The 17,003-nt window shown below is 45.3% G+C and carries 10 protein-coding genes; 8 read left to right on the plus strand and 2 right to left on the minus strand.

The window, feature by feature from the left end:
• Nucleotides 1–8: 8 nt before the first annotated feature.
• A complete protein-coding gene (locus NIES593_RS16855) occupies nt 9–2,513 on the plus strand; it encodes a phospholipid carrier-dependent glycosyltransferase (RefSeq protein WP_073600689.1) in 2,505 nt (834 codons plus the stop codon).
• Nucleotides 2,514–2,596: 83 nt separating this feature from the next.
• Complete coding sequence (locus NIES593_RS24285) at nt 2,597–2,758, plus strand: hypothetical protein (protein ID WP_175561166.1); 162 nt, start codon at nt 2,597–2,599, stop codon at nt 2,756–2,758.
• A gap of 129 nt (nt 2,759–2,887) precedes the next feature.
• Here NIES593_RS24285 and bchD read toward each other — a convergent pair whose 3' ends face one another.
• A complete protein-coding gene (gene bchD, locus NIES593_RS16860) occupies nt 2,888–4,894 on the minus strand; it encodes a magnesium chelatase ATPase subunit D (protein WP_073600690.1) in 2,007 nt (668 codons plus the stop codon).
• Between the two features lie 409 nt (nt 4,895–5,303).
• Here bchD and NIES593_RS25645 point away from each other — a divergent pair, with 409 nt between their 5' ends.
• From NIES593_RS25645 to NIES593_RS16885, 4 genes are all read left to right on the plus strand, one after another.
• The gene (locus NIES593_RS25645) at nt 5,304–5,552 is read left to right on the plus strand and encodes a zinc ribbon domain-containing protein (protein WP_217651943.1); all 249 of its coding nucleotides are present in this window, start codon (nt 5,304–5,306) and stop codon (nt 5,550–5,552) included.
• 77 nt (nt 5,553–5,629) lie between these two features.
• Nucleotides 5,630–6,892 (plus strand): phosphoribosylamine--glycine ligase, encoded by a 1,263-nt coding sequence (purD, locus tag NIES593_RS16875; RefSeq protein ID WP_073600709.1) that lies wholly within the window; start codon nt 5,630–5,632, stop codon nt 6,890–6,892.
• 173 nt (nt 6,893–7,065) lie between these two features.
• On the plus strand, nt 7,066–9,576 hold the full coding sequence (locus tag NIES593_RS16880) for an ATP-binding protein (protein WP_073600691.1): 2,511 nt from the start codon (nt 7,066–7,068) through the stop codon (nt 9,574–9,576).
• 366 nt (nt 9,577–9,942) lie between these two features.
• Nucleotides 9,943–10,164: a hypothetical protein gene (locus NIES593_RS16885; protein ID WP_073600692.1), complete on the plus strand. Its 222-nt coding sequence runs from the start codon at nt 9,943–9,945 to the stop codon at nt 10,162–10,164.
• 514 nt (nt 10,165–10,678) lie between these two features.
• Here the strand turns inward: NIES593_RS16885 and metH are convergent.
• Entirely contained in the window at nt 10,679–14,266 is a 3,588-nt protein-coding gene (gene metH / locus NIES593_RS16890) for a methionine synthase (protein ID WP_073600693.1), read from the minus strand.
• 201 nt (nt 14,267–14,467) lie between these two features.
• On the opposite strand from metH, the gene NIES593_RS16895 reads away from it, so the two are divergent.
• Nucleotides 14,468–14,662, plus strand: a complete 195-nt coding sequence (locus NIES593_RS16895) for a hypothetical protein (RefSeq protein WP_139253730.1) — start codon at nt 14,468–14,470, stop codon at nt 14,660–14,662.
• Between the two features lie 71 nt (nt 14,663–14,733).
• Complete coding sequence (locus tag NIES593_RS16900) at nt 14,734–16,947, plus strand: glycosyltransferase (RefSeq protein ID WP_073600695.1); 2,214 nt, start codon at nt 14,734–14,736, stop codon at nt 16,945–16,947.
• The last annotated feature ends 56 nt before the right edge of the window (nt 16,948–17,003 follow it).

Below are 17,003 nucleotides of genomic sequence, written 5' to 3' on the forward strand. Positions count from 1 at the left end.
ATACTCTCATGCCAAAAGAGCAAGTTTCCATAACCAAATCTCAGGCGATAAAAATTCTGGGAATGATTTGGTTAGCGAGTAACTTGTGCGATCGCCTGTGGTTGGCTTTGGATCGTTCTGTTCCAGCTTGGGATCAAAGTAATCACCTCTCTCTCTCTCTAAAATATTTAGATGCTCTCCAAAATCCTCAATTAAATCCTCAATTATTCGACGGGCAATGGTGGCGAAGCTTTTGGATGCTTTCGACGAAATATCCGCCTCTGACTTATATTCTCACTGCACCCTTTCAACAAATCTTTGGAACGGGAAATGACCAAGCATTACTGGTCAATTTCCTCTACAGTGCGATTTTGCTGATTTCAGTATACGGCATCGGTAAAACCCTCTTCAGTGGGCAAGTTGGTTTATGGGCGGCGGGGTTGTGCGTGCTGTTGCCCAGACTGTATGAAGCGCGACTGACTTATCTCATCGATACTCCATTGATGACCTTAACCGTCGCCTCTTTTTGCTATTTAACCATCTGGCGCAGTCAGAAAACCTGGTTAGGAGAATGGCTATGGGCGGTAATTTTCGGAATTAGTTGGGGTTTAGCCCTATTAACCAAACAGAGTGTCATGTTTTTTCTATTCTTGCCTCTGCTGTGGTTGGGAGTTAGTTATCTATGGCAGCGAAAATGGTCGAGAATCGCCCAATTAATAACAAGTTTTCTGGTTTCTGTTCCTATTTGGATGCCTTGGTATCGTACTAACTGGATTTATCTGTTCAGTACTGCCCAGAACTCAAATGCAATTCCTGCCACGCTTGAGGGAGATCCTCCCCTTAATACGCTAGCAGCGTGGACTTATTATTGGAACGATTTGCCGAAAGCCGTTTCTTGGGTATTGCTAATCGTTCCTTTAGTCGGTTTGCTGCTGCATTTATTGGGGAGATTTCCTAGAGAGTTAGATAACAAAAAAGTAACCAGAAGTATAGCTTGGTTAGCCCTTTATTTTATTAGCGCTTATTTAATCTGTTCTGCCATTTTTAATAAAGATAATCGCTATATCATGTCCTATCTGCCAATACTGGCAGTATTTTTAGCCTATTGTCTGACTCTGTGGCGAGGACGATGGCAAATCGTTCGTTGGCTGACGGTAGGATTGGCTTTTTCGGTGATGTGCGGCAAATTATTTCCCCTGGTAGGAATGGGGGGAATTGTGCAAGCGTTGAGTCCTGGCAGTTTATCCTACCCCTATCTGGGTGCAGAAGTGCCCAATCTTCAAGTCATTGAGGAAATTATTGAGACGACTCCTTATCTGCGGGCGAATTTGGGCGTAATTCCCAGTACGCCCTCTATTAATCACGATACGCTCAACTATTTTGGGGCATTAGAAAAACGTCAGGTATACGGACGAGAACTCGGTTCTACTGTAGAACAAGTAGCACAGGACGAGCGATCGCTCGATTGGTTGCTGGCGAAAACGGGCGATAATGGGATGGCACGAGAAGCACAATTAGCCCTCGCCAACCGTTTAGAGACCAATCCAGCCTTTCGTCTTCAGGAAAGTTGGCAATTACCAGATCGTACTACTCTCAAGCTTTATCATCGGCGATCGCCTTCCGTTATCGTCGAACCCCTCTCTCACACGAGGGAAAAGGTGCACTTAGATCGCGTCATCGTTCCTACTAGAGTTCCTCCTGGCGTTCCCGTCCCTATTACCTACGAGTGGTCGGGTTCCTGGGAACAATTAGAATCGGGTTTAGTATTGTTGACTTGGATTCCAAAGGAAATTTCACAATCTAACTCGAATTCTTTTTGGCTGCACGATCGCGGCATTGGCATGGGAACTTTATATTCGGGACAATCCGATTCTACCAGTCAAGCTTTTCGCGTCATCGAACAGACTGCCATGCTGCCCGATGCTGAAGTCGTCGAGGGCGATTATATCCTCACTGCTACCTATCTCAATCGCACGACGGGAGAAACCTATCCTTTAACCGTTCCCCCAGTCAGCATTGCGATCGATTCCGATGCGCCTGCCGTACCCGCACCAGAATTAGATTTGGTGACGCAATTGAGAAAACTAGCGTTAAATTTACCAAAAGGACCGAAAGGCTTGGAACTCGTTTTCGAGCAAGTTGCACGCCTGAATCAATACGATCCCATTCAAGACTATTTAGAGCAAGCAGCACAGACTTTAGAATACCGTTTGACGAAAATGTCTCCAATTGGAGACAAAAAATTAGACTGGACTTATGGGTTGGTTTTAGCCAGAGTTTTGCAAGAAGATGCGCCCAGCGCGATCGCGGCTTTAAAAAGTCTCGTCAAACTCGATCCAAACAACGCCTACTCCCATGCCTATCTTGCCTTTGTCTATCTCTATGACTGGCAACCCAAAGCAGCGCAGAAGGCACTTCAACCTGCCCTAGAACTCAAACCCGACGATCGCGAAATTCAAGCGTTAAATGGCATTGCTGCTTTGATGCAGGGAAACCTAATTAAAGCTTGGATGATTCTTTCCCCTCTTTTATAAGAATTGATTCGTACCGAATCCTACAAAAGCGCCAGCCGATAAATTAGAAGCATAAATCTCTTACTAGCGGTAGGAGAACGAAGATGAAAAACTCAGAAAAGTTCTCAAATTTCAGAACTCCTCTCGACCTAATCTTGAGAAATCCTCGGTTGACCCCCATAATCTTATTCGTTTTTGCTGTCGTCCCCTTCGTCACTCTTGCTCTGATTATGGCAATTCTCTTTCTTGACCTGCCTGCGGGGTGAGTAATTCACTTTGCTTTAATTAAAGATGCTAACCCAATACAGGGAAAAGGAGTGCATCTTCTAGGGAAAAATATCCCTTTCCCCCTTACCCTTTCCCCTTTCCCCCGACTTCTGCAAGAAGTCTAATAGTTATAGAGACGCGATCGCGCCTTTAGCCATCTGCGCGATCGCGCGTTCGTTGGCTTTAGGCAGGTGATAATATTTGCCGCCTGCTTTGAGTGCTATCTCCTTGGCAAATCCAGTCGATACGAACTTGCTTTCCGTATCGATGACTAACAGCTTCATCCCCAGGGCACGAAGCTTGGCAGCAATTTCTAACAACTCTCCCTTGATATCTGGCTTTTCTCCTTCGGGTAAGGGTTCGCCCAGCGATCGCGCCAAGGGAATATTCCCCCGTCCGTCAGTAATCGCCACGATGACCACTTGACCGATATCGCCAGACAGCTTGGCATTCATCCCCACGTGTACCGCCTGCGTCAAACCGTGGGCTAGTGGAGAACCTCCGCCACAGGGTAAGGTTTCTAAGCGCCGTCGCGCTAAAGCAATCGAACGAGTCGGCGGCAACAAGACATCTGCCCTTTCTCCCCGAAAGGGAATCAAGGCAACTTGGTCGCGATTCTCGTATGCCTCGGCAAGCAATCGCAAAACTGCGCCTTTAGCCGACTGCATGCGATTGAGCGCCATCGAACCGGAAGCATCCACCACAAATACGATCAATGCCCCTGCTTTTCTGGCGAGTCGCTTTGACCGAATATCCCCTTCTTCTATAATCACCTTGCGACCGGGATGGCGCAAGCGGCGGGCTTTTTGGTAGGGGGCAGCCGCCCGCAGGGTGGCATCTACCGCGATGCGTTTGACCTTGCCCTTGGGCAGCATCGGCTTGATATAGCGCCCTCGATCCTCCGAAAAAATCAAGCTGCGGCTTCCCGATTTCCCTTGTCGCTGCGCCATCTGCGCGAAGTAAAGCACGGCAGGATCGAGAACGACTCCTTCGGGATCGAACACGAATTCCTCTGGGATGCCTGGGGGTTCTTGTTCGGGTTCTTCTGGGTTTTCCTCTTCTCGTTCCTCTTGGTCTTGCTGCGATTCGTCTTTGGGCTGTTCTTGAGGCGGTGGAGGCGGCGGGGGAGCCTCTTCCGGTGGCGGTTGCAGCAGAGTCGCCCTGGGAACGATAACGAATTCTACTGCCCTTCGCAAGTCTTCTGCCGTAACGCGATCGCGTCCTTCTAGGGCAGCGGCGGCTTTGGCAACTCGCACGGCAAAAATTTCCGCCCGATGCCCTTCTACCCCGCCGCGAATGGCTTCTTCGACGAGATAGGCAATCTGGTCGCGGCTAATCTTGACATCTTTCAACCATTCCCGCGCCAGAATAATCTCGGTTTTGAGGTCGTCTATCTCGTCAGCATACTGCTCGATAAAAGCTTGGGGAGAATTGGCGTAGGCGATCGCGTGGTTAATAGCTTCCACTCGCTGGTCTAAATTTAACACGCCATCCGCCGAAAGCGCGATCGCGATGCGATCGAGTAAATGCTCTCGCAGCGCCCCTTCTTCTGGATTGTAGGTGGCAATTAAGATAGGTTTGCATGGATGCTGAAAGCTAATCCCTTCCCGTTCGATCTGATTGCGCCCTTCGCTTAAAACGGTTAGCAGTTGATTGGCAATTTGGTCGTCGAGCAAGTTAATCTCATCGACGTACAACACGCCTCGGTGCGCCTCTGCCAGCAATCCGGGTTGAAAGATGGGTTCTCCTCGTTTGACCGACTCTTCCACATCTACCGATCCCAACAGTCGATCTTCTGTCACGCCTAAAGGAATTTGCACGAAAGGCGCAGGAATGACTTCAGTAGGAATTTCTGCCGCATTTCCATACAATTGCTGCGTTTTGTCGTCCCATTCGTCCGGGTGAGCCGGATCGCAATTAAATGGGCTGCCTTTAATGACTTCAATCGGCGGCAGTAAGGCGTGAATTCCCCGTGCTAATACCGATTTTGCCGTCCCCCGACGACCCGCGATCGCCACCCCTCCCAATCCCGGATCGACGGCAGCCAATAGCAGAGCGAGTTTGATGGCTTCTTGTCCGACAACGGCAGTTAAAGGAAAGCTTAGGCTAGCGCGAGGAGTCGTTAGGGCAGGCATTTGAATGAAGGATGAATTTGGGTTGGCACGATCCAGTTTAGAACACAAGGGGCTTCGGCTTCAAAGGTTATAGCGCGATCGCGCTTTTGGCAGCTCAACGAATTGATAGTGCCATCGTCTCTATCTTATCCAACTTAGTGCGGCGAGGGATATCCCGCTCGCCCGAAGGGGACGCGCCTTAATGTGCGGATGCAGGTTCCACACTCAGCGATCGGGAATCGCCGCGATCTATAACTAGAACTGAGGGGATGATTATTTCTCAACATAAGTCTTTAATGGCTCAAGAGTAACACCGCCGCAACTAGCCGTCCAGAACAAGGGCTTGGTGTAGGATCGATTTACTGTATCCTCAAACTCTTGACGGATTAGTCTACTAGAAACAGAGCCTTAAAACCCCTTTTGTCATTGATTGACATTTGTAGACGCTAGTATTGAGTGTTCTAGTTGCGGGATGAGAGTCGAAAAAACCTTGAAAGATAGAGTACATGAGTGTTCTAGCTGTAACCGGTCGATTGATAGGGACTGGAATAGCGCACTTGTGCTACTGAGTCGTGGACTTGGGGCGGTTGGACTGCCGCTGACTGGCTGCGGAGGTCAAGAGGGGACTCAACCTACGAGGCAGCAATTTTCAATCGTGAGATTGGAAGCCCCCGCCTGAACCCTTTGGGTTAGACGGTGGGAGATGTCACAATCCTGATAATCTTAAAAGATGAAACGTTAGACGGATCGCGCAGGGTGAAAGTTCTAGTTGTTGGAAATGGGGGTCGGGAACACGCTTTAGCCTGGAAACTGCTACAATCTCCCCAGGTAGAAAGCTGCATTTGTATCCCCGGTAATGGTGGCACGGCAGGGCTAAAAGGCTGTCAGAATATCGCAGTATCGGTAGACGACTTCGACAGCATCGCCCGCATCGCCCAAGAAAGGGGAATCGATTTGGTGGTAGTCGGACCGGAATTCCCTTTGTCTGTGGGAATTACCGATCGCCTCCAACGCGATAAGATTAAAGTCTTCGGACCTACTCAAGCGGGAGCGCAAATCGAAGCGAGCAAGTCTTGGGCAAAGGCGTTGATGGAAGAGGCTGGCGTGCCCACCGCTAAATCGGCTACCTTTACAGAAGCCGAAGCCGCTAAAACCTACATTGCCCAACAGGGTGCGCCGATTGTCGTCAAAGCCGACGGTTTGGCAGCCGGAAAAGGAGTTATCGTAGCAGCTACCGTAGAAGAAGCGCAAGCCGCGATCGATACTCTATTTCGAGAAGGCTTTACCAAACTAATCGTTGAAGAGTATTTGCTAGGCGAAGAAGTCTCGGTACTCGCGCTAACTGACGGTTTTACCGTCCGTTCCCTACTCCCGGCACAAGACCACAAGCGCATTGGGGAAGGCGATACGGGCAGCAATACGGGAGGAATGGGCGCTTATGCCCCAGCCCCCATAGCTACGCCAGAATTAATGCAGCAGATCGAGCAAGACATCCTCAAACCGACTGTTGAAGCCCTGCGCCGGCGAGGAATCGACTATCGAGGCGTTCTCTATGCGGGCTTGATGATTTCGCCTCAAGGCGAGCCTAAAGTACTAGAATTCAATTGTCGCTTTGGCGATCCGGAAACCCAAGCTATTCTTCCCCTGTTAGAGACTCCGCTAGACGAACTGCTCTTCGCTTGCACAGAACAACGACTAGCCGACTTCCCGCCGCTGCGCTGGAAAGCAGGCAGTGCGGTGTGCGTAGTAATGGCTTCTGCCGGATATCCGGGGGCATATGAAAAAGGAATTGCGATCGCGGGAATAGATAAAGCCGAAGCATCAGGCGCAATTGTCTTTCATGCCGGAACGAAACTCCAAAACAGGCAACTCGTTACTGACGGCGGTCGCGTTCTCGGCGTAACCGCAACGGGAGATACGTTTGCCGATGCGATCGATCGAGTCTATCAAGCCGTAGATTGCATCGAATTTGCAGGCAAGTACTACCGACGCGACATCGGTTATCGAGTCAGGAAATAGTTCTGTTGCACAAATCGATAAAGAGTCCACTTCAGTAGACTTGGTATATTAGCCAAGAAATTAATGTCTTGGCCTATGAGGAATTTTAAAGGCTAAGAGCTTAATCTTCTCCTCCTCATTGCTACTAGCGATCGCCCTCTCATCTAAAGCTCCTACTCGCCTAACCAAAAACTATGAGCGGTTTGATTGAAAAAAATTTAGAAAAAACCTCCCTACGCCGACTTCTCATCATCCCCTTTGTCTTGCAAGTTTTTGCGGCTGTCGGACTGACAGGATATTTCTCATGGCGGAACGGACAAAAAGCGATCGACGACCTTGCTAGTCAACTACAGCAAGAAGCCAGCTTGCGTATCGACCAACATCTCGATTCTTACTTAGCCGTTCCCCATCAAATCAATCAAATAAACGAGCACGCGGTTCGTTTGGGTTTGTTGCAGCTTAACGATTTAGAAAAGCTGGGACAGTATTTTTGGAAACAAATGAAAGTGTTTCCTATCGGCTATATCAACTACGGCGATGCCAAAGGTCATTTTATTGGCGTAGAACGGTTAAATAATGGCGAGCTTCGTATAGTTGAAGACGCTTCTGAATCTTCCACGCGAGACAACATTTATGAAACTGACAACTATGGCAAGAGAGTTCGTCTCATAGAATCAGTTGACGTGGGAGCAGATCATCGAGAAGAAGATTGGTATAAAGGGGCTGCTGAGGCGGGTAAACCGCTATGGAGTAGTATTTATCAGTGGGAAGATAAGCCAGAGGTACTTTCCATTTCTCTAAGCTACCCCGTCCATAACTTAAAAGGACAATTTCTTGGCGTGATAGGGGTAGATCTAATCCTCTCTCAAATTAGTCAATATCTAAGGCTGATTAAATTCAGTCCTGGGAGTAGAATTTTTATTGTCGAACGCAATGGACTATTAGTTGCCAGTTCGAGTCGCGAGCAGCCATATATCGTCGTCGAAAAAGAAGCGCGACGACTCAATGTCTTTAATAGCAAAGAACCTCCGATTAGAGCTACTGCCGAGTACTTGCGGGATCTTTTTGGTAACTTTAATGGCATAAAAAGCGCTCGCCAGCTCGATTTTAGATCGAACGGCGAGCGTCAGTTCGTCCAAGTTACACCATGGCAAGACAAGTACGGTTTGGATTGGCTGGTAGTGGTAGTTACGCCAGAATCAGATTTCATGGCGCAGATCGATGCCAACACTCGGACTACAATTTTGTTATGCTTGGGTGCTTTGGCAATAGCAACCGTCTTGGGAATTTATACGTCTCGCTGGATTAGCCAACCCATCTTGCACTTGAGTAAAGCGTCCCAAGCTATTGCAAGCGGTCAATTAGACCAACAAGTTCGAGTCGAAGGAGCGAGCGAACTGAGAACTTTAGCCCGCTCTTTTAACCAAATGGCGCAACAGCTTAAAGAGTCTTTTACCGAGCTTCAAAAGACCAACGCCGAACTAGAAATCCGCGTCGAACAGAGAACCGCTCAATTCAAAAAAGCCGTGCAAGCCGCAGAAGCCGCCAATCGCGCCAAAGGACAATTCCTGGCAAATATCAGCCAAGAACTGCGGACTTCTCTCAATAGCGTCATTGGTTATTCCAATCTCTTAATGAACGATCGCGCTCTATCTCCCCAACAAGCCAAAGGAGCCGAAATTATTCAGCGCAGCAGTACCCAGCTACTAACCCTGATTAATGACATTTTAGACTTCTCCAAAGCCGAAACCAGCAAGGTCGAACTCGAACTCAGCGATTTTCATTTTCCTAGCTTTTTAGAAGAAATCTGTAGCATCATCGAGATGCGATCGCAAGAAAAGAAACTCCTGTTTCAGTGCCAGACGACAGACGATCTCCCTACTGGCGTGAGAGCTGATGAAAAACGACTCAGACAGGTATTGATGAATTTGCTCGGCAATGCGGTCAAATTTACCGACCAAGGACAAATACTCTTTAAAGTTAGCGCGATCGGCACCGAGAATGCGATCGCGTCTTTGCCCCAACAACAGATTCGCTTCCAAATCATCGATACGGGTATTGGCATTGATCCCTCGGATCTAGAAAAAATTTTCCAACCTTTTGAACCAATTGGCGATCGCGAACGCCTGCGAGGTGGTATTGGGATGGGCTTGGCGATGAGCAAACAACTACTGGAGTTGATGGGCAGCCAATTGCAAGTAATAAGCCAACCGGGACAAGGTTCGATTTTTTGGTTCGAGATCGCTTTACCCGTTGTTGAGATCGCCTCGACGACACAAGCAAATGCGATCGCACGAGTAAAGGGTTACCTCGGCAACAGACGTAAGATTTTAGTCGCAGACGACAAACAAGAGAATCGCTCGCTTCTGCACAGTTGGCTCGATCCGCTAGGTTTTGAAGTAGTGATGGCAAAAGATGGCGAGCAAGGATTAACCGTCGCTCGCCAACTCAAACCAGACCTAATTATAACCGATCTGTTTATGGGCGTTAAAACTGGCTTGATGATGGCGCGAGAAATTCGGCAAACCGACGAGATTAAGGACGTGCCGATTATTGCTGTCTCAGCTAGCACCGCTGAGATGATAGAGGAAGCAAGTCGGCGAGTTGGCTGCAATACTTTTCTGCCCAAACCTATAGACGAGCAAAAGTTGTTGGTGCTACTGCAAAAGTATTTACAGTTGGAATGGATTTATGAAGGTCAATGACGAGTTCTGCTTGATAAGTACGGACTCAAAATGCTGCTCAAGGCGCGATCGCAACTCTAGTAAAGCGATCGCTATCGAGTTTATTAAGTTATGAAACTTTGACTTGACTGAGATCGTTTTGTATTTTTTAATACAGAAATGTAGAGGAAATTGTCTTCTTAAAAGAGGTTTTCCGAAAAAACGCAGTTAACCTGGCACGACTAAACCTGCCAAACTTTTTTATCCCCTTTAAGCTGTCGCGGAAACCACAAATATCAAACGCGAGGAAAGGGTGAAAGATATTGGTCTTTTCTCGCTGTGCTATGACAAGTTTGCACTTGCCTAGCTGCGATGGGAAGATTTTACAGGGATACCAAGGATACCAAGATGACACTATCCAATATTGCTCAAACAGGCTCTAACGTTCAATGGCGATTGCTTCCCTCTCCCCAACCGAATAGTTGGGTAAGACTGTTAGAATGTCTTAACCCTTTCTGTCACGATGAAGCATTGCTTCTATGTCAGGAATCGGAGTCTGAATGGGTGGCTTGGATTCCCGACCATGGCGAAGCTATTCTGCATATCAGCCAGTTTAGTTTGATTCGCTGACTAGATACATTAAATTGCTATTAGTCGTGCTGTCTTTGAGCAAGTTTTTCCCGAATTACTTAAAGACCATCACAACTGGTTTATTATTATTGAGCTAAATACTGGAGATTATTTCATCAATTCTGATGAAAAAGTAGCCGTGCAAGCAGTATCTAAAACTAGGATAAATAATTCGATAGATGAAGAAGGTATAGTAAATCTCATCACTTGCTTTTCATTTTTCGGATTGCACATATCATTTTTGATTGAGTTTTTATAGACAAGACTTTCTAAAATTCGACATCCTTTTTTATCAAGAACTAAAAATTTATAATGGATAGTCCTGCATACCAAAAAAATGATTGTTTTAGAAGAACAAAAGCGTTGATAATAAAAAGCAGTAAACCAAAAAGTATAATAAAAGTTATTGATTGAAAATCCAATCCATCCTCAATAGTAGCAAATTGATATATTCAGTTTAGAATATAGCATTCTTTTTCTTATGTTCCATGTTTATATATAAAACCAATTTTCATTATGTACTAAAATACTTCGCTACCGGATGATAAGTAATAATCGCCGTGGTAGACTGTTCGGGATATAGCTGTTCGCTTTCATCCATGTACATATTAATGCGATCGCACTTCAACAACTCCAACTGCTTATACTGATCCGCAATATTTGGACAAGCAGGATAACCAAAGCTGTAACGAGATCCTTGATATCGCTGTTGAAGGACATCGCGAATATTATTCGGTTCTTTATCCCCAAATCCTAATTCCCGCCTTATCCTGGCATGCGTCCATTCTGCTAGCGCTTCTGCCGTTTGGACTGCCATGCCGTGATAGTAGAGATAATCGGTGTATTGGTTGCCATCAAATAGCTTCTTGGCGTATTCTGTGGCAATTTCTCCAACCGTCACCGCCTGCATGGGGAAGACATCGATCGTACCAGAGTCTTTGGGTGCAAAGAAATCGGCGATGCAGAGGCGACGCGAGGATTTTTGGCGAGGGAATTCAAAGCTAGTAATTGGTTCTAAATTATCTGGAATCTTGCCGTTAGCTTGTTGGATAATTTCTGGGTCATAAACGTACAGCGTATTCCCTTCCGACTGACAGGGGAAATAGCCATAAATGACCGTCGGATGCAACAAATTCTCTTTAACAATTCGTTGCTTCCACTCTTCTAAAATAGGATAAACTTTCTCGGCTAAAAAGCGATCGTATTCTTCCCGCGATTGTTCTTTGGGTTTGCGGAATTGCCACTGTCCGACGAATAAAGCTTGCAGATCCAAATACCAGAAAGCTTCCTCAAGAGAAATTTCTCCTGGTTGTAAGATTTTTGTTCCCCAGAATGGCGGTGTAGGACGATTGATATTAACTTCAACTGCTTCAGAACGTCTAGTATCTATTTTTTGGGATTCAGTTTCTTGTCTATCTGCTTTATCGATAATTAAAGTATCGGGATTAACTTGAGATTCTGATTCAATTTCTTGAGGTTTTCCTTTGCCATTCTCTTCGGCATATTCGCCTAGAAAACCTTGAATGTCGTCCCATTGATTTGCGGCTTTTGCAGGCATTAATTTATCCATAAAATGAAGGTCGGCAAAGGCATCTTTTCCGTAAACGACTCGACCTTTATAGGTATTTTGACAATCCTCATAAACAAATTTTGGCGTTAGTGCTGCACCGCCTAAAATAACGGGAACGGTAATGCCTTGTTCGTTAAATACTTCTAAATTCTCCTTCATAAACGCCGTCGATTTTACCAATAAACCACTCATGGCGATACAATCGGCGTTGTGTTCTCTATAAGCTTGAATAATATTTTCTACTGGTTGTTTAATTCCTAGATTAATAACTTTATAGCCATTGTTAGAAAGAATGATATCGACTAAATTTTTACCAATGTCGTGAACATCGCCTTTTACCGTTGCAATAACAAACGTCCCTTTAGCGCCTCCATTGGTGTCTGATTTTTCCATGAAAGGTTCTAAATATGCTACCGCCGCTTTCATCGTTTGTGCCGATTGCAACACAAATGGTAGCTGCATTTGTCCCGAACCGAATAATTCCCCTACAACCTTCATTCCATCCAACAGGAAGGTATTAATAATCTCTAGTGGAGGATATTGCTTGAGTGCTTCTTCTAAAGCTTCTTCTAAACCAATCCGTTCGCCATCGATAATGTGGCGCGTTAGCCTTTCTTCTACAGGTAAATTAGCATCGGCGGACTTGTCGCGTTTAGTGGTTTTTCCAGCAAATAATTCGGTTAATTTTGTGAGAGGATCGTAAACGCAGATATCTCCTTCAAATTTACGGCGATCGTAAATTAAATCTCGACAAACTTCTTGATGTTCTGGTTCAATTTTAGAGAGGGGTAAAATCTTACTAGCGCTGACAATCGCGCTATCCAAACCAGCTTGCATTGCTTCGTGTAAAAACACTGAATTGAGTACCTGACGCGCGGCAGGATTTAAGCCGAAAGAAACGTTAGAAACCCCTAAAACGATATGGCATTCTGGAAATTCTTGACGAATGCGGCGAACAGCTTCGATGGTTGCTTTGCCATTTTCTCTGTCTTCTTCAATCCCCGTAGAAATGGGCAAAACTAGCGTATCGAAAAAGATTTCGCGAGGCGGAATTCCATATTCAACAGCAGCATGATAGGCGCGTTTGGCAATTTCAAATTTCTTATCTGCCGTTCTTCCCATTCCTTCTTCATCGATAGTGCCAATAACGATACCAGCACCATATTTTTTGGCTAATTCTAAAACTTTTAAAAATCTTTCTTCGCCATCTTCATAGTTAGTGGAATTGAGGATGCACTTCCCGCCAGCAACTTTTAATCCTGCCTCCATTTTTTGCCATTCTGTCGAGTCCAACATCAGTGGCAAGGTGACATTATTGACTAAACGAGAGACCAATTGGCGCATGTCGCGCACGCCATCCCTTCCTACATAATCTACGTTAACATCGAGAACGTGTGCGCCTTCTTTGACCTGAGATTTTGCCAGAGAAACTAAACCATCCCAGTCTTCTGCATTTAACAAATCGCGGCATTTTTTAGATCCGCTGGCATTCAATCTTTCTCCAATAATTAGGAAAGAATTGTCTTGGATATAAGGTTGGGTGGTGTAAATTGATGCCGCCGATGGTTCGTAGTGAGGATGACGTTCTTTGGGTTTTAAATCCTTCGCCATCTCGGCGAGTTGTCGGATATGATCGAAACGAGTTCCGCAACACCCCCCAATGATTTGTACTCCCAAATCTTCGACAAAGTGCATCAATGCCATTCTCAACTCCATCGGAGTCAATCGGTAGTGTGCTTTACCGCCGACGTTTTCTGGCAATCCTGCGTTGGGAATACAAGAGATAATGAAGGGAGAATTTTCACAGAGATATCTGATATGAGGTTTCATTAAATCGGGTCCCGTCGCGCAATTGAGACCCAAAATGTCGATGGGATAGCGTTCTAAAATCGCTAACGCCGCGCCAATTTCCGTTCCAATGAGCATGGTTCCCTGTTGTTCTATAGTGACAGAAACCATGAGTGGAATGCGATCGCTTTTTTTGAGAAAAACTTCTTCTATGGCATTTAGCGCCGCTTTAATTTGCAGGACATCCTGGCAGGTTTCGACGATGAATAAGTCAACTCCGCCGTCATAAAGTCCTTCTGCTTGTTCGACATAGGCATTTTTAAGCGTATCGAAGTCAATATGTCCCAACGTTGGCAGTTTGGTCCCCGGTCCCATCGAACCCGCCACAAAGCGAGGTTTTTCAGGCGTGGAATATTCTGCGGCGACTCGCTTGGCTAGTTGGGCAGCAGTTTTGTTGAGATAATAAGCCTTGTCTGCCAAGTCGTATTCTGCCAATACAATGGAAGTTCCGCCAAAAGTATCGGTTTCAATTACGTCCGCACCCGCCTCCAAAAAGCCTCGATGTACCGCCTCTACAGCTTCTGGTTTGGTGTGTACCAGATACTCGTTGCATCCTTCATATTGAGAACCGCCAAAGTCTTCTGCGGTCAAATTTTGCATTTGCAGGTTAGTTCCCATGGCACCGTCGAAGATGAGGACGGGACGTTGTGGACTGCGAAGGCGATTGAGAAAGGAACTATTCATAGGTCAATGCGACTCATTTAAAGCGATAGGCGTTAGCTTTCTCTAAAAATATACGATCTTTTGCCTTTTACCATTATTGTGTAAAAATCTGGGGAGTTGGGAGGGGCGCAGAAGAAAAAAGTTCCGATTTCGATATCGTTGACTTCAACGATTATCTATTTTGTTCTTAAGAAGTCGCAGAGCTTGATTGAGGTGAGAGATTTGGGATGGAACAACTGGAAAGTTTATTCTCTCTGTAGACAGATGCCCATGCAAACAATCTATGGTCCAACTCTTACCGAAGGCAGAGGAGAAAAAGCTCCTGGGCAAGATTTTACCGATTTTTTTATTAAGAAGTGTAAAATTGACGGCAACGTTGCTGACCAACTGATGCTAACTCAGCTTGAGGTGTCATAGGCAAAATGGAAGTTGACATCTATAATTAATTCCCCCATACTCCCCTGTTAATTATTAATTTGCCGTTTATCATGCAAATCTTTAAACCCGTTGCCGAACCGAGTAATTCAATCCTGCCACTGCGGACAGCCACTTTAGTCCTTTTAGGAATAATAGGGTTTTTCGGAGCGATCGCAACTGCCTGGTTTCTTGAGGAAAGAACGATTTCAGAACTTTTTGAACGGTTGTATTTCTGGCAAGAAAATCCTCCCTTTTGGTTAGCCGTACCGGAGTTTAGCAATCCCTATTTTTTATTATTTCCGACAATAATTCTCTTTAGTATTGTATACACAATCATGAAGTTATCGCCCCAACCCAAACCTTGGTCGCGGACGATAGTTGTATGTATTTTACTGGCGTTAACCCTTCGCTATATCCTATGGCGATTGTTCTCTACGCTAAATCTCTCCAATCCCCTCGATGGAATTTTTAGTCTTGCCTTATTGTTCCTAGAAATGATGGTGATTGCTGGAGGAACCATTCAGCTATATTTAATGCTAAATATTAAAGATCGCCGTCGCGAAGCCGACCGATACAGTCAAGCCGTCCAAAATGGCACCTACTTACCTTCAGTCGATATTTTAATTCCCACTTATAACGAACCAGAATTTGTTTTACGGCGAACGATTATTGGCTGTCAAGCTATAGACTATGCTAACAAAAAAGTTTATTTATTAGATGATACCAAAAGACCAGAAATTAAGAAATTAGCTAAAGAACTAGGCTGTTATTACATCTCGCGAGCCAAAAACAATTATGCAAAAGCTGGCAACTTAAACAATGCCATTCAAAAAACCAGAGGAGAACTGATTGCTGTCTTCGATGCCGATTTTATTCCTGCCAAAAACTTTTTGACGCGCACGGTAGGTTTTTTTCAAAATAACAAAATTGCGTTAGTTCAAACGCCGCAAAGTTTTTACAATAGCGATCCCATTGCTATCAATTTAGGATTAGAAAAGATTTTACCTTCTGAAGAAGAAATTTTCTATCGCCAAGTTCAAACGATTAAAGATGGTGCGGGTAGCGTCGTTTGTTCGGGAACCTCTTTTATCGTCAAGCGTAGCGCGCTTTTAGAAGTCGGCGGTTTCGTGACGGATTCGATCAGCGAAGATTATTACACGGGGATTCGCCTGTCGGCAAAAGGTTACGAATTAGTATATCTCAATGAAAACTTGAGTGCGGGACTAGCAGCCGAAAGCATGGCTGCCCATATCCTTCAGAGAATCCGTTGGGCGCGGGGCACGCTACAGGGACTTTTTATCGATTCTAATCCTTTCACGATACCAGGATTGAGCTTGCGACAAAGATTGGCGCATTTAGAAGGATTTTTGACTTGGTTTGCAATTATTCCTCGTTTGTTTTTCCTCATGCTGCCGATAATCTACACTTTCTTTGGCATTGAGCCGCTTGTCGTCAGCATGCAAGAAATGCTTTATTTCTTCGTTCCTTATTATTTTCTCCAGTTAACTGCTTTTTCTTGGTTAAACTTGCGATCGCGTTCTTTAATCTTCTCCGATGTCTATGCGATTCCATCGTGTTTTCCCCTATTTATCACGGTTATCAAAGTCATGCTCAATCCCTTCGGACAAGGGTTTAGAGTGACGCCAAAAGGGATTTTTAGACATAAAAGTCAGTATAATTGGTCGCTAGCTTTACCTTTGATCGTATTTTTTATCGGAATATCTATCAGTTTTTGTAGTAGTTTAGGGCTGCTCGATTCTACTCATACGAATGGTTTTAGTCTGATTTTAGTTTGGGATGTTTACAACTTAATTATTCTTGGCGTTGCTTTATTAGGTTTGCTAGACGTTCCCAAAACAGACATTTATGAATGGTTGCCCGTTCGGCATAAGGTACGCTTAACCAACAGCGAAGGGACTGTCTGGGGCACGATGACAAAACTTTCCGAAATAGGGGCTGAAATCGAATTGAAGCAACCTGTCGATTTAAACAGCGTTTTTACCTTAGAAATTCCCGAAGAAGGATTAAAGCTGCAAGCGCAACTGATTTACACTAATTTGACCAAAAAAATGCTAAGAGTACGAGTTAATTTTGAAACGCTCGATCTCGATCGCTATCGACGTTTAGTAGAAATTCTCTTTTGTCATCCGGAACAATGGCAGCGTCGAGATGCGCCAGGAGAATTGCGATCGCTTTGGCTTCTAATAAAAATTTTACTGCGACCGATTGTATTTTTAATTTGGTCGAATAAGAAAGCAAAAGTACTCTTGCCTAAATCTACTTAGCCATGACTAGAGATGGGGAATGAATGAATTCTTCAGTTATCAAAAAGCGCTCTAGA

Origin of the sequence: Hydrococcus rivularis NIES-593, from assembly GCF_001904635.1 — a bacterium.
Taxonomy (GTDB): domain Bacteria; phylum Cyanobacteriota; class Cyanobacteriia; order Cyanobacteriales; family Microcystaceae; genus Hydrococcus; species Hydrococcus rivularis.

Excerpts from the sequence above, each read along its gene's own strand:
- NIES593_RS16855 (WP_073600689.1), top strand. The coding sequence starts at position 9 with ATGCCAAAAGAGCAAGTTTCCATAACCAAATCTCAGGCGATAAAAATT.
- NIES593_RS24285 (WP_175561166.1), top strand. The coding sequence starts at position 2,597 with ATGAAAAACTCAGAAAAGTTCTCAAATTTCAGAACTCCTCTCGACCTA.
- bchD (WP_073600690.1), bottom strand. The coding sequence starts at position 4,894 with ATGCCTGCCCTAACGACTCCTCGCGCTAGCCTAAGCTTTCCTTTAACT.
- NIES593_RS16880 (WP_073600691.1), top strand. The coding sequence starts at position 7,066 with ATGAGCGGTTTGATTGAAAAAAATTTAGAAAAAACCTCCCTACGCCGA.
- NIES593_RS16885 (WP_073600692.1), top strand. The coding sequence starts at position 9,943 with ATGACACTATCCAATATTGCTCAAACAGGCTCTAACGTTCAATGGCGA.
- metH (WP_073600693.1), bottom strand. The coding sequence starts at position 14,266 with ATGAATAGTTCCTTTCTCAATCGCCTTCGCAGTCCACAACGTCCCGTC.
- NIES593_RS16900 (WP_073600695.1), top strand. The coding sequence starts at position 14,734 with ATGCAAATCTTTAAACCCGTTGCCGAACCGAGTAATTCAATCCTGCCA.